The organism is Deinococcus hopiensis KR-140 (genome assembly GCF_900176165.1).
GTDB classification, from domain to species: domain Bacteria; phylum Deinococcota; class Deinococci; order Deinococcales; family Deinococcaceae; genus Deinococcus; species Deinococcus hopiensis.
This window is the reverse complement of record NZ_FWWU01000002.1, coordinates 102,206-116,379: the sequence shown is the minus strand read 5'-3', so window position 1 is coordinate 116,379 and position 14,174 is coordinate 102,206. Positions and strand designations below refer to the sequence as shown.

General features: G+C 68.0%; 10 protein-coding genes. 2 read left to right on the top strand and 8 right to left on the bottom strand.

Translation table 11 applies throughout. From position 1 onward, the window contains the following. Window positions 1-110: 110 nt before the first annotated feature. The 4 genes from B9A95_RS01225 to B9A95_RS01210 form a co-directional block, all read right to left on the bottom strand. Window positions 111-818: a DUF6683 family protein gene (locus B9A95_RS01225; RefSeq protein ID WP_084045156.1), complete on the bottom strand. Its 708-nt coding sequence runs from the start codon at window positions 816-818 to the stop codon at window positions 111-113. 102 nt (window positions 819-920) lie between these two features. Beyond that, entirely contained in the window at window positions 921-2,972 is a 2,052-nt protein-coding gene (locus B9A95_RS01220) for an ATP-binding protein (protein ID WP_084045155.1), read from the bottom strand. Continuing rightward, complete coding sequence (locus tag B9A95_RS01215; RefSeq protein ID WP_084045154.1) at window positions 2,965-6,330, bottom strand: ATP-binding protein; 3,366 nt, start codon at window positions 6,328-6,330, stop codon at window positions 2,965-2,967. Before B9A95_RS01215 ends, B9A95_RS01220 begins: the two co-directional genes overlap by 8 nt. 70 nt (window positions 6,331-6,400) lie before the next feature. Next, the gene (locus B9A95_RS01210; RefSeq protein ID WP_084045153.1) at window positions 6,401-6,598 is read right to left on the bottom strand and encodes a hypothetical protein; all 198 of its coding nucleotides are present in this window, start codon (window positions 6,596-6,598) and stop codon (window positions 6,401-6,403) included. Window positions 6,599-6,768: 170 nt separating this feature from the next. Here B9A95_RS01210 and B9A95_RS01205 point away from each other — a divergent pair, with 170 nt between their 5' ends. Both B9A95_RS01205 and B9A95_RS01200 read left to right on the top strand, forming a co-directional pair. After that, complete coding sequence (locus B9A95_RS01205; RefSeq protein ID WP_084045152.1) at window positions 6,769-8,874, top strand: tetratricopeptide repeat protein; 2,106 nt, start codon at window positions 6,769-6,771, stop codon at window positions 8,872-8,874. A gap of 445 nt (window positions 8,875-9,319) precedes the next feature. Beyond that, window positions 9,320-10,318, top strand: coding sequence for a glycoside hydrolase family 88 protein (locus B9A95_RS01200; protein WP_084045151.1), 999 nt, complete (start codon window positions 9,320-9,322; stop codon window positions 10,316-10,318). A gap of 834 nt (window positions 10,319-11,152) precedes the next feature. Here the strand turns inward: B9A95_RS01200 and B9A95_RS01195 are convergent. The 4 genes from B9A95_RS01195 to B9A95_RS01185 all read right to left on the bottom strand — a co-directional run bounded on the left by B9A95_RS01195 (window position 11,153) and on the right by B9A95_RS01185 (window position 14,163). After that, window positions 11,153-12,040: an aldo/keto reductase gene (locus B9A95_RS01195; protein WP_084045150.1), complete on the bottom strand. Its 888-nt coding sequence runs from the start codon at window positions 12,038-12,040 to the stop codon at window positions 11,153-11,155. Between the two features lie 100 nt (window positions 12,041-12,140). Next, a complete protein-coding gene (locus B9A95_RS36010; protein WP_281255792.1) occupies window positions 12,141-12,269 on the bottom strand; it encodes a hypothetical protein in 129 nt (42 codons plus the stop codon). A gap of 436 nt (window positions 12,270-12,705) precedes the next feature. Then, window positions 12,706-13,293 carry a hypothetical protein gene (locus B9A95_RS01190; RefSeq protein WP_084045149.1) on the bottom strand — a complete coding sequence of 196 codons (588 nt, stop codon included), beginning with the start codon at window positions 13,291-13,293 and terminating at the stop codon, window positions 12,706-12,708. Between the two features lie 441 nt (window positions 13,294-13,734). Beyond that, window positions 13,735-14,163 (bottom strand): DUF3592 domain-containing protein, encoded by a 429-nt coding sequence (locus tag B9A95_RS01185; RefSeq protein WP_170928366.1) that lies wholly within the window; start codon window positions 14,161-14,163, stop codon window positions 13,735-13,737. Between the last annotated feature and the right edge of the window lie 11 nt (window positions 14,164-14,174).

Here is a 14,174-nt window from a genome sequence, read left to right as displayed (position 1 = left end):
TCCTCCAGGGGGCACGTTGAGCGTGCTGAAGGCAAGGTACGGACCACGGCCGGACACGAGCATGTTGCGGCGCATGGGGGCGCCCGCGCCGCGTCACTGTGCTGAAGCACCTACCTGAACTTCAGGCCGGCGTCTGTGAATTCGGTCTGGTCGGGGTCACGGCCGAGAACCTGCCGGAACAGCCCGGCGGCGATGGCCTTCGCCTCAGCGTCGTACGCGGGGTGCTCGCCGGCACCTTCGCGCAGAGCAAGGGCGAAGTTGGCCGTAAGGATCAGCGCCTCGTACAGCTCCTGGCGGCGAGCGTCCGGGAGCGTCTTGAACGGCGTGGTGCGGCCCAGGGCGGCGTTCACGCTGCCCAGCAGCGCTTCTTGCTGCGCGCCGCTGAGTGTTTCGCCGCTGAGCACCAGGTGACTCACGGTGAGGGCGTACATCAGCGCGCCGGCGACGTTGTTCTTCAGGCGCCCTTCGCGGTTCTGGTCCAGTAGCGTGTCGTAGCCCTGAAGGAGCTGCTCGTACAGTGACCGCGCCTCCCGCTGCTGCGCGGGGCTCATACTCGTCATGCCCGCTGTGAGGCGGGCTGGCAGCAGCCGTCCCGCAGACGGCTTGAACGCACTCAACGCCAGCGTCATGCCCGTCCCTGCGGCGGGTGCGGCGCGCGTCAACTGGCCACGGAGTGCACCTAACACGGCGTTGCCGGTAACCGCGGACAGCGGACTGGCGGTCTGGGCGACGGCAGGCGCAGTGATCAGCGGCGCGGCGCCCAGCAGCGCAAAGGTGAACAGGGTGCGGATCGGGCGGGCAAAGCGGTGGTGCGGCATGGGTTCCTCCGGTCGGGCCACGTGGCCCGGTCCGCGCACCGTAGTAGATCGACCATGACGCGCCGATGTTCCCCGGCCTTCCCCCCTGCAGGCTTTGCCGGATCAGGCGCCGCTCAGACGGGCCTGAACCTGCGCGATGGCCCGCGACGCAGCCTTCATGCCGCTCGCGTCATCCGTGTTCGCATACGCGCGGCGAGCGTCTTCGTACAACTGCAGCGCTTCAGGCAGCCGCAGCGTACCTTCGGCCGCCTCACCGGCCCGCAGCAGCCACGGTGCGGCCTGCTTCAGGTCGCCGCCGCTCAGCCAGTGCCGTGCGACCCGCGCCGCTTCCGCGCCGGTCCGCGCGAGCACCCGCGCGCTTCCGCGGTGCAGCAGGCGGTGCGTGGTATCCGGCAGGCCAGCCAGGGCCGCTTCCAGCACCAGGTCATGCGCAAAGTGCTCGCCGGTCATGACCTGCGCGTCTTCCAGTTCCTCCCACGCGCCCGCCGTGTCCAGGAGGGTGGCGCCCAGCACCTCGGTGACCAGCTCAATGCTGAAGTCGCTGCGCAGGACCGCCGCGGCGCGCGCCACCTGCAGTGCCAGAGGTGACAGCCGCGCGAGGCGGCGGCCGATCATCGCGGTGACGGTGGCGGGTGCGCCGCGCAAGGTCGGCGCAGCGCCAAAGTCGCCACGCTCGTGGAGGTGTTTGACGGTTTCCAGTACGAACTGTGGATTGCCGCCGGTCAGGTCCAGCAGCGCGCGGTGCACCTCGGGGATGTCGGGCACGTCCAGGTCGCGTAGCAGCGCGCTCATGGCGCGCTCGTCAAGCGGGCCGAGTTCGATGCGCACCGCCACGCCGGTCTGCACCAGGTGGTCGACGGTGGCGAGCACCTCTGGGGTCAGCTCCCCCCGGCGGTAGACCGACAGGTGCCGCGGGATGCCGTCACGCGCGCCGAGCGGCGCGCGTGACAGCATGTATGTGCCGAGGTCCACGGTGGCCTGGTCGTAGTACTGGGTGTCATCCGCAATCACGGCCGCAAAGCCAGCTGACGTGCGGCGCACCATGTCCATGTGCGCGCCGAAAAACTGCAGGCGGTCCGCGTCGCCCACCATCGGCGGCGGATCCTGGCCGTCACGCAGTTCGGGGAGCACCCGCGACAGCTGGCGCCGCACATCGTCCGGCAGCTGCACTTGCGGCGCCGCAGCGAGGCGCGCGCGGGCGTTGTGCGCCGCGCCGGAGAATGGGACAGCCTCCATGCCCGGATGTCCGGGTAAGTACAGCGTGCGGCCTTTGCTGCGCGCGAAGTCCTGCGCAAAGCGGGTTTTGCCCACGCCAGGATCGCCGGTGATGTAGATCATCTTCCCAGCCGCCCACGCCGCTTCAAGCTGCGCCCAGGCGGCTTCACGGCCAATCAGGGTGGGCGGTCGCAGCACGCTGAGTGGCAGGCGCTTCGTGCTGGGCTCAGGCGCGTGGACGCTCAGCGTCCCCTCGTCGATACTACGCGCGAGCTGCACGGTGTCCGGGGCGGGGTCAGCGCACAGCTCGCGCGCCAGCAGGTCCTTGCAGCGGTGGTAGGCGCGCAGCGCCGCGGGGCGGTCGCCGTTCAGGTAATGCAGGCGCATGAGGGTGCGGTGCAGCTCCTCGTCAAGTGGGTCCAGGCGAAGCAACCGTTCGGCGAGGATGAGCGCCTCGCTCAAATCCCCGCGGTCCGCCCGCCACCGCAGACTGGCATGGTACGCGGTGACGCGGCGCGTGGCGATCAGTTCACGCTGCGCGAACAACCACTCGGCGAGGTCCGGGCAGGCATCGAGGTCTACACCATCGAGCAGCGTTCCGTCCGGCAGGTCCCGCGCGCCGGGTGGGGCGTTCAGGGCGTTCGCGTCCACCTGCACACCGTCCATCAGGCGCAGCGGGTCGCCCCCGCCGGTGAGGTCCTCCCCGCAGGCGTCACGCAGGCGGCGTAGCAGGTGCAGCAGGTTGTTGCGCGCGACGGCCATCGGGGTGTCTGGCCACAGCAGCGCCGCCAGCCGCGCGCGCGGCGTGGGGCCTTCCAGCGCGAGGTAGGAGAGTAGCCCCGCCGTTTTGCGTTCACACGGGACCACTGCGCCGTTCGGCGTCATCAGTCGCGGCGGTCCCAGCAGCGCCAGGCGCCAGCCGGATGGGCGTTCAGGCATGCCTCACAGTAGCAAACGCGTCGTGCGCCTCAGGCGGTGTGCGCGCCGCGAGAATCGCGGTATTTACCGGGTGCCGCGTCAGGAACGGTGGGCGTGCTGGTACCGGCACGTGGCGTTCAGCGGTGTGCCGCACCCAGTCTGCCGCAGCCTGCAGGTACGCGTCGGCGTCCGGGTGCCCGGCGGCGTGGCGCGCGACGTGCAGCGCAAACAGCGCCTCGCCGCGCGTCATGTCCGCCGGCTCCACCGCAGCGAGGCGTGCCTCGGCGCGTTTGCTGCAGCGCATGGCGTCGTCCGCACGGCCCAGACCCCCAAATGCGAGCGCGGCGCGCAGGTCCGCGCTGAGCTCATAGCCGGGCAATTCGTGCGCGCGCGCCAGTGCCCGGGCCGCGTCGGTAAGCGGCAGCGCCGCGTCCGGCGCGCTGGTGGCGGCGCGCGCCAGGAGCAGCCGCACGCGCGACAGCGGCCGATCCGCACCGTCCAGCAGCGCCTCAGCGCGCGCGAAGGGTACGCTCGTGTCCCTGCCGAGCGCGTGCGCAGCGCGGCCCAGCGCGACCAGCACCCGCACGCGATAGGCGTCCGGCAGGCCTGGCGCGTCCGCAACGGCCTGCAGGTCCTGCTCGGCCCGCGCCGCCTCGCCGAGCGCCAGCCACACTTCGGCCTCGCCCGCGCGGTAGTAGGCACGCAGCCAGCCGCTCAGGTCTTCGGGCGCGGTCTGCGCGCGCGCGTAGTGCTGCAGGGCCAGGTCGTACTCGCTCAGGTCCGCGTGCGCCTGCGCCACCAGCGCGTGCCCGATCGCGGTGTTCCACAGGCCTGCCGCGCTGCCCTCCTCCAGCGCCAGGGCGCGCTGCAGGAGCGTCAGGCCTTCACGCACGCGGCCCAGGTCGCACAGGCACACCGAATGGTTCCGCAGCGCCACCAGCAGGTTCCCAGTGTCGCCCTGCGCTTCCAGCAGCGCGCAGGCGCGCTGGTGCTGCGCGTCTGCCTCGGCGTGGCGGTCCTGGTGGTCAAGGACCACCGCGAGGCTGCTGAGCACGCCCGCGAGTTCGGGCGTGACGCCCAGCGGCTCCAGACGCGCCCGCGCATCCTCCAGCACCGTGACCGCCTGCGTGACGCGGCCCTGCGTCCATAAGGCCGCGCCAAGATCCGACAGGAGGCTGGCGCGAAGCGCCGGCGCTTCGTCGTCCGCCAGGGCTTCCAGACCGCGGCGCACTGCCACTTCCGCGCGGACACCCTCGTGGCACGCCGCAAACAGTTCTGCCTGCAGCTGCCAGGCGCGCGCGCGCTCGTGGGGCGTCGCCGCCTGCTCCAGCAGGGTGTTCACGGCGTGCTGCCGCGCTTCGCGGTCATCGCTGGGCGCCAGCGTCTGTGCGCGCTGTACCCACAGGGCAAAGGCCCCCGCGGCGTCCCCACCGGCCTGCCGGAGGCGCGCGGCACGGTCAATCAGCTCGGCCGCCTCCCGCAGTCGCAGCCCCGCACGGGCGCTGTCCGCCGCTCGCAGCAGCCACGGCAGCGCCTCGCGTGCCTGCCCTCCGTCCAGCCACTGCTGCGCGATGCGCGCGGGTGCGGCGCCCGCCTCGGTCAGCGCGCGTGCGCTGCCGCGGTGAAGCAGGCGCCGCACCGCGGCCGGCAACTGTGCCAGCACGGCCTCGTACACCAGGTCGTGCACGAACCGGTCGTCCCGCAGGATCTGCGCCGCTTCGAGGTCCTCCCAGGCGGCTGCCACGTCCAGCAGCGGCGCGGACAGCACTTGCGCGACCAGTTCCGGTGAGAACTCCCGCTGCAGCACTGCCGCGGCGCGCGCCACCTGCAGCGTCATTTTCGGCAGGCGTGCCAGGCGCCACGAGATCACCTCGCCCACCTTCTCAGGCAGTTTCGGCGCGGGTTCCTGCGCCCCCTGCGCTTCAAAGAACGCTTTGACGGACTCCACGGCGAACAGCGGGTTCCCGCCGGTCGAGCGTGCAAGGTCCGCAGCGCGCGGCGCGTCCTGCGCAGGGAGCATGCTGGTGATCATCGCGTGCACCGCGCCTTCTGGGAGCGGCGTCACGTCCACCCAGACCGCTTGCCCGGCCTTCACCAGCCGCTCGTGCACGGCGCGGGTAAAGGCCGGCAGTTCATCACGGCGGTGCACCGCCACGAAGTGTGGCAGTCCGCCCGGGCGGCCCAGCGGGAACATCGCGTCGATCAGGATGAATGCCGCTTCGATGGTCGCCTCGTCCACGTACTGCAGGTCGTCGAAAAGGCAGACGTCCACCTCGGAGAGTCCGGTGCTGAACGCGTACTGAATCGCTTCGTGAAGACGTGCGTCCGCGCTGTCTAGCGGCGGCTCGCCCGGCAGCGCGACTTCCGGCAGCAGCCAGCTGAGCGAGCGGCGCGCCCAGTCCGGCAGCGGCGCCTGCGCACCGTTCAGCACTCGGCGCAAGTTGCGCGCCGCGACGGTATACGGCGCAAGGTGATCGCCGGGCCGGCCGCCCAGCGACAGCACCCGGCCCTTGCTGCGCGCGAAGTCCTCGGCGAGTCTGGATTTGCCGACGCCCGGCTCACCGGCGATGATGATGAACTTCCCCGCCTGCCACGCACCTTCCAGCGTCGCCCACTCGCGACCGCGGCCGACCAGCACCGGCGGCGGTGGCAGCTGCAGGCGTGGCGCGGGCGCTGGTACCGTGGGCAGGCGCTCGCCGCGCTCAATGAGCCTCGCAAGCGCCTGGGTTTCCGGCATCGGCGTGGTACTGAGCGTTTCGCGCAGCGCCGCCTGCAGCCGGGCGTACACCCGCAGTGCCTGCGCGGCGTCCGCGCTGAGGTAGTGCAGACGCATCACGCGGCGGTGCGCGTCCTCGGACAATGGATCCAGGGTGAGCGTGCGCTGCGCGAGCGCGAGCGCCGTGCCGTAGTCACCCTGCGCCTCCAGCGCCTCGGCGCGCCGGGTGAGCAGCTGCGCGCGCCGGTGGTCCAGGCGTTCGCGCTGCACATTCAGCCAGTCTGCGAGGTCCTCGCTGTCCTCGACGGTCAGGCCCTGCAGCAATTCGGCCTTGGCAATCGAATCGGCGCTGCCGTCCAGCAGCACCTGCACGTCGGTACTGAGGGCCCCGGCGAGCGTCAGCTTCTCGTGCCCGATCACCAGCTCGGCGCCGTACGCGGCGCGCATGCGCCGCAGCAGCTGCACCAGGTTGTTGCGCGCCACGTGCTCCGCGCGGTCCGGCCAGAACAGGTCTGCCAACCGCGAGCGAGGCGTGGCGCCTTCCAGGGCCAGGTACGTCAGGAGCAGCAGCCCCTTCCCGTCGCACCGCACGGCGCGGCCCTCCGGGTCCCAGAGGTGCCCGGCCCCCATTACGGAAAGCCGCCATGCATCTGACGCTGTCATGTGACGCTGATCGTAGCAAAAACATGTACTGGTGCGGCTGCACACGCCGCGCCCCAGGGACCGGCTGGCGTCATACGCGCAGCGCCTCGCGGTACAGGAATTCCAGCAGTTCATCCACACTTGCGAAGTACCGCCGCTCGCCGTGTGTGCCTGTTCGGGTGGACGCCCGCCACGTCACGCCGTCCGCGTTGCCCTCCTGCCACATGCGCAGGACGTACACCTGCGCTGCGCGTGGCGCCGCTGCGTTGCTGTTCGGGTCCTCTTCCATACGACCTCCCTGCCGTGCGCCGGGCGTGGGCACTGCGGTGCCAGCCGTCGGGGGTCACGGTCTTGCAACGCTATTTGGCCGACCGTGAAACCAGGATGTTGCGCCCGACGGGCACTGCCCGCGGGGCACCCGACATCCTCATGCCATGCCTGGCCGGGCACGGTAAGGGTATGCACAGACTTGCCCTGCTCAAACTGCCCCTCATCGCTGGCCTGCTCGCCTCTTCTGCCCTCGCGGGCGGCTCCTGGCGCGCCTGGAGTGACCAGACGCAGCTGCCGCCGCTCGCCGAGCACCGCGACGAGCTCACGCAGGACCAGGACCGCGCCTGCACAACCGCCGTGCGTGACCCGCGTACGCCCGGCCTGGCGCCCGGCGGCGGGCAGAACCTCGACAAGATGATCAAAGACCTCGGGCGGATGCTGGCCGGGATGAAGCCGAGCGATCCGGCGTACCTGGGGCTGCAGCAAAGCCTCAAACAGCTCACCCAAATGCGGCGCAGCGGCGTCCCCCCGCTGCCGACAGGCACCGCCACCGGCGCCATGCCCTTCAAGACTGCGCTCGCCATGGCGGAGAAGCTGGTCGGCGCGCAGGCCAGCGAGGTCCGCAGCGCGGTACGCAGCGACGACGTAGCGGCGGCCATGGCAGCGGGCAGTCCGCGGCTGGCGCTCGCCCTGCTACTCGCGGCGCACCGCGCAAATCCCGAAAGCGCTTGGACGTTGGTGAACGCCGCGGGCGTGCTGTCCCTCGCGGGCCTGCCTACGGAAGCGGTCGCGTTCCTGGACCAGGCTGACCGGCTCGGCGGGTCCTGGCCAGCGCCGGGCGGCGTGCCCGGCCGGGCCCTGGCGCTGTCCAACCGTGGGCATGCCCTGCTGGGCCTCGGCCGCTGGAAGGAAGCTGAAACGCCGCTCCGCGCGGCCCTCAAGCTCGCGCCGGACCTGGCTGAAGCGCACGCCAACCTCTCGGAGGTGTTGCTGTGCCAGGGTCAACTCGACGCTGCCACCCGCGAGGCGCGCGCGGCCATGCGGCGGACCCCAGACAGCCAGGCCGGTGCGGACCTGCCGCTTAAGGAGAGCGTCCCCAACCGGCACGGCGGCGGTCTGCAAAGCGTGACGAACGCCGCGTCCCGCCGTCCTGCCCGGGATCTGTTTGACTTGTCGCGCGGCGCAACCTTCAACCTGCCGCCCCTCAAACTCCCCCGCCATCGCCGCGACGCCATCAAACTCCACGAGCACTACCTGCAGCTCGAGCGCACCGGGCAGGCCGAACTGCGCGCAATCAGCGCGCAGGCGGCGCGGCGCTCGAACGAGGCAAACCTCGACGCAGGCGAGCAGCGCTGGAAACGACTGGTGGATCAGGCCATCAATACTGCGTCCTTTGAGCCGGAATTGTGGGGCGCGTATAGAGCCGCGTGGGAGGCTCACTACGCTTTCTGGGATGCGGTACCTCGCTTCGCCGAGGCGCGCAATACCGCCCTGCGTGCCGCGTCGGATTTCCCGAGCTGCGCGGCGCGTGACGAGGCGCGCGACAAAGCCGAGGCGCTGTATCTCGGTGGGCTGCGCCCGTTCGCGGTCGGGCAGGAACACGCCATGGCCCACTACGTGTCGCTGCTCGTGAAGCACCAGACGGCCCTCGCTGCGAACCTGCCCGACCCGGCCGAGCGCGCCGCAGCCCGCCTGCGCATCGAAAGCAGCGCCAAATCACTGTTCTACGGCCCGATTGTGGGCGCCGCCATTCAAATGTCCGACGTGAGCAAGACCGTCTGCGACCAAAACAGTCTGCAGCCCGTTTCGCTCGACCTTCCCCCCTTGCCGGAACTGTCGGCCGACCCTTGCGGCGGCGTCGTCGCCAGCGGGAAGCTCAAATCGAAAGTGCCGCTGCCGACGCTGAAGGCTGCGGGGCTGGGCCTGAGCTTCGGCGTGAGCTGCAGGGGTCTGGACCTCGAGCTTTCCCCCAGGATCAGCGCCGCCTTCGGCGTCGGCCTCTTTACCGGCGCCAAGCTCGACTGGAACGGCTCGGGCACCCTCTTTTTTGGTATCAAGGCCGAACTCAAGCAGCCCAAGGGCACGCCCGGCAGCAGTGTCAACAAGTCTGGCCTCGGCGTCAAGGAAAGCATGTACTTAAAATTCGACGGCCAGGGCGTCGTGGACGCCGGCCTGCGCATCGAAGGCAAAGTTTCGCTTGGTGCTGGCCCCGACACCACGGCCGGTGTCTGGGAAGCGAAACTCGACCAGGAATTCGGCATTGCCGCAGCTGCAGCCTACTGGCGTGAACGCTGAGCGGCTCCACCCCCGGGGCTGGCTTGTATGGTCAAGCTTCAATTGTGGTGTCTACGCAACAGCTGTCCTGGACGTGACCCAGCCTTGTCGGCCCGAGCGCTCAGGGGCGAATGGTGCTGTCCTGAATCCCTGGCTCTGGGTTTCACGGTTGGCGCCGTGCACATTCCTCCGTCAGGGGAAGGGCAGCCGCTTCTGCCCCTCTCAGGGCCACTGCACGAAGTGGTTTCAACATTGTACGGATCCGTAAATATTGTGCCAGACAGCAAATGTATACGCTCCTGGTTTGCCCCGAAGTACAGCCGGATACCCCTAAGGCCGAGGAGCTTGTCTCCACGCCGCAAAACGCCCACGACTTACTCTCAAGTTTCCACCATGGGATAATGCCGGAGATGGGTGGCGGCGGCAGCTTTTTCCCGCATCTTCTGCCATTTTTGAGGATAACGACATGAGGCACTTCAATTCACCCCCAACATCCGCAGTCACGCCGCGCCTGGATCCGCTCGTGGTGCGGGTGCGTGAGGCTGCGCTGGCGATGCAGCGCAAGGACTGGGAGCAGGGGGTAATGGCGCAGGTTTTCCTCGAAGCCGGTGAGGGCAGCAGGGTGGCCCAGCTGGTACGGGCTGCGCTGATCTACAAAGGCGGCGAGGGCACGATCGCCACCCTGGGCAACAGCGGCGGCCTGATTGACTGCGCCATGCTCGGGGAAGCTCTGTGGCGGGCCGCACAGGCCACCGGCGAGGCCGCGCTTCAAGAGGCCGAGGCGCATTTGCGGCGCTACATCCTGGAGCGCGCGAGGCGCGCGCCCGACGGCACGCTGTACCACGCGGCGCAGCAGAGGTGGGTCGACAGCTTCCACTGCGCGCCGCCTTACCTCGCGGCCGTAGGCGAGCACGACGAGGCCATCCGCCAGGTCGAGGGGCTACGCCTGTACCTGTGGAATGCCAAGGCCCGGCTGTACTCGCACATCTGGGATGACGAAGCGCAGAGATTTGAGAACCCGGCATTCTGGGGCGTGGGCAACGGCTGGGCCGCGGCGGGCCTTACGCGCGTGATTGGCGCTCTGCCGGCCCACAGGCAGCCGGATCGCGAGCGCCTCACCACGTACTTGCGCGAGCTCCTCGACGGCTGCCTCGCTTTCCAGCGCCCGGACGGCCTGTTCCACAACGTGCTCGACCGTCCCGACAGCTTCGTCGAGACCAACGCGGCTCAGATGCTGGCCTACGCCATCTACAGCGGACTGCGCGGAGGCTGGCTCGGGCCAAGCTACCGCGAGGCTGCCGACCGCATGCGCCGCGCCGCACGCGCCCAGGTCGACGCCCTGGGCTTTGTGCAGGGCGTGTGCGGCGCTCCCAGCTTCGACGCGCCCGGTGTTGCGCCGGAGGGGCAGGCCTTCTTCCTACTGATGGAATCCGCAGCCGAGCGGCAGGCCCCCGAGCAGCCCTGAAGCAGGGGCCGGAGCGCAGGGTCGGCACAGCGCATGATTAGCCTGCGGCAGTCCACGACGGGTTTTGCCGCGACGACGCGGAGTACCCCACGGTGGTCACGCTCGGCAGCGACTACGACACCCAGCGACTACGACACCCTGAACGGCGTGCCGAAAGCGGCACTCAGGAGGCTGTAGACGAAGAATCGATCCAAGCGCTGTCCATAGAGCAACCGCCGAACCCCTTCAATGCCCGCCCGACCCTGCACCAGCCAACTTTCGACCCTGGAGAGCCCCACAGTTCAGGAAGCCAACGGACCCGGCACATACTGGTTGACACTCGTTCATCACGGCCTAGAGCGTTTGTCAAAAAGAGGACTTCTTTTTGACCAAGTAGGGTGGGTGAATTTGAAGGCGTGTTGGGAAGAATGGCGCCGTGAGTAGAAGGCCATCCTTCATGGCGTCATTCGGACAAATGCTCTAGGCTTGGGAAGCCCAATGTGCTCCTCTACTTCCGGGGTCTCCCCCACAGAGCAGTTCCCTTGTGGTCGCGGCTCAAACCAAGCTCAGCATCTGCAGTTGAGCTGTACTGTAAGGCGAGTCGCCGTAAGCTATGCGCTGTGGCGGAGTTCATCCAGATCGAAGCGTTCAAAGCTATGGGTGAGGAGGGAGAGCGGCAGGTCTTCGAGGCTGTGAAAGCGGCGTTTGCTGATCGTGGCGTCCTGGGCTTTTGGCGTTACCCAGTGGCGACTGAGACCAACGTCGGGGAGCCCAACATTGTACCCGTGGCGTCGATTGCTGCAGTGTCCCGCCAGAGAAACCACACTGGCGGGACGTGCGCTGTTCTTCGGATGCTTACGCGCTCAACGACCTGCCCTGCTCATCCAGGGCCTGGAAGTCTTGATCACTTAACGTGAGCGAAGCGGCGGCGACATTCTCCTCCAGGTGCTTTACCCGGCTCGTGCCGGGAATGGGCAGCATCACTGGGCTCCGCTGGAGAATCCACGCCAGCGTGATTTGCGATGGCGCAGCGCCGTATTGCAACGCCAGACCATCGAGCAGACTGCCAGGCCGAGCAAGGTCGCCAAACGCCAGCGGCGCCCAGGGAATAAAGCCAATGCCCTGAGCCTCACAGTACTCCAGCACCGCTTCGCTCTTGCGCGTGACCAGGTTGTACATGTTTTGAACGGTGGTCACTTGAAAGTGCTGTTGCGCTGCCTGAACCTCCTCGACGGAAACCTCGCTCAAACCCAGATGCCGGATCAGCCCCTCGTTTTGCATCTCCCGGAGCGCGCCAAATTGCTCGTCTCTTGGCACGTTGGGATCAATGCGGTGAAGCTGCCACAGAGGATGCTGTTCGAGTTTGAGGCGCCGGAGGCTCATCAGGACGCACTGCCGAAGGTACTCAGGACGGCCAACGGCGGCCCAGCGGTCTGGACCTTGACGCGTATTGGCGCCCTTGGTCGTGACCACGAGCTTGTGGTACGGTGCCAGCGCTTCTGCAATGAGGTTCTCGGAGACATCGGGTCCGTAGGCGTCTGCCGTGTCAACAAAGTCGACCCCCACTTCTGGGAGGCGGCGCAGCACCCGCAGCGCTTCGTCACGGTCTGCGGGCTCACCCCAAATGCCAGGGCCAGTGATCCGCATGGCACCGAAACCCAGCCGGGTGACTTCCAGGTCACCGCCAATCTTGAAGGTCCCGCTCTGCCGTGCATCCAGTGTCTGACCGTTGAGATTCGCCATGGTTTTATCCTCCTGTAGAGAAACGGGAGTTCGTGAAGCGTCGTATAGCTTCTGCCTGCGTCACTGCTCACCGCGGTAACTACCCACGCGGCGATGACGATCAGGCGAGGCCGGCACTCTTGACGCTGATGGGAGAGCCCAGGTTACCCCTGCTCAAACACAGCGCTTCCTCCACCGCATGGTCGTAGATGACGCTGGGCTGACTGCTCGCCTTTCTGTAGGAGACCAACCCCACTCCCTTCGCCTTCTGATGATGCTCTTGTAACGCAACCCAGGTGTGACTTGCCCCGCGCTCCGCTCGATTGGGTACACTCCAGTCTCCCGCGGTTATCAGGAAGGGGTATGTCCTTCAGGGATCACCACTTCATGCTCACCTTGCTGCAGCCACCTGACGGGGGACCGGTGCAGGTGGGTGGGCCCGCATTCACCGCGCCAAGGCCGCAGATGACCGCCGGCCGTCTTCCCCAGCCCCGACGCATGCCTCCTTTCTCTCGAGGCAAAGTGCGTTCAGGTGCAAACGAGTGAACTCGGCAGCAACCGAGCAGGCGAACACCCGCATATGTGTTTGCCTGTTCGGTCACCCGGTGTTATGGCAGCGTCCACCCTTCAATGGGAATTTGCCTATTCGGGGTGCGGGTCTCGCGTCGCGGCCGAGGTGCGTACGCTCAGGTGTGGAAGTGGAAGCGCCGCTCGCCTTCTTTCGCGATCAGCTGCGCCAGTTCTGTCATGCCAGCCGCTTCGTACCGGCCGCGCTGCTCGTGCATGCCCCGCCGTGAACCGAACGCCACGCGCTGGAACCACCACGCCTCCACCATCCAGGCCTGAACGGCACGCAGAAACTCCATTTCGAAGGCCCGGTCCACCCCCCGGCGCAGCCAGTACTCCACGCGGGCGTCGACCTGTTTCAGCCGCTCCGCCGTCTGCGAATCAGTTCGGTAATTGTCGATAAAGGGCGCCACCTGATTGACATACAACGACCCCAGGAACTGACCCTGGTCCGCGCTGAAGATGCTGAACCCGTAGGCCTCATCGCGGTCGTGCTCGCCGATGTGCATTGCGAGATCCTGCGCATTCTCTTTCAGGGTGAAGGTGTCTTCCGGCCAGGTGCTATCACTCCAGATTCGGAGGTCCCCCTGGGAGTCCATAACCGCGTCGTAATCCACGGCGTTGTCGGTCAACTGTTGACGGCGCAGCGCGAAACGCGGCGTGACGAGTTCAGTCGGAACAGGCAGGTGAGTAGGGTTGAGCGTCATATGGACCTCCATGGGGCACAAGGGTGAAGTGGCCCGCTGTTGCGGCAACGACTGGCTTTGGTCCGTGTGATCCGGATTCCGGCTGATACCGGGCACGCGCGACCTGAAGAGTGTCCGGGATGCACCGTGACAGCTGGATGATGCGGTGACGCCGCCCGTGAGGTGTGGGGCAGCAGGGCGGTCCAGCGTCGCCGTTGGCGCCATTCCAGCTGTGGCCAGACGGCGCTTTTCGGGCGGGGTGAGACTGACGGGCGTCCTGACCCGTTGCCTGCGGAACAGGCAGAACCGTCCTGCACGACCACGCGCCGTGCGGTGTGGCGCGGGGCACCCCAGCGAGGCATGCAGCCGGCCGCAGCGGACCGCTTCCTGGCGTGGCCGCGGTGGGTCAGGCCCCTGCCGCTCTTCAACTTCATTCCAATGCCTTCTCCAGGCGGGAGCGCGTTAATGCCGGCTCTGCGCGCCGCTTCCCACCTGTCCCGCCCAGAAGCGTCCTGCCCCCAGCAGCAGCAGCGCTGCAGGCAGAAGAAGCCAGCGCCACACCTGCGTGCCAAGCCCAGGTACCAGCACCGACTGGGTGCGGTCCGGGGAAACGTAGACCGGCACCGCTGCGCCCACCCGGTACTGGGCCCGTTGGGTCCATGCCCACTGCTGATCGCGTGACGCCGCGGAATGCGCCATCAGGTGATGGCCGACGCGGCTGACGCCGTCAACCTCGTACCGGTAGGTCACCCGCGGTTCGAAGTACTTAGCGGAACTCCACCCATACGCGTCACTTTCCTGAACCATCCGGGTCTCCACAGCCGACGACAACACCACCCCTGGCACGCTGGCCCAACTGGAGCCGCGCGTAACGTCATACAGCGCCGGCACACAGCCACCGT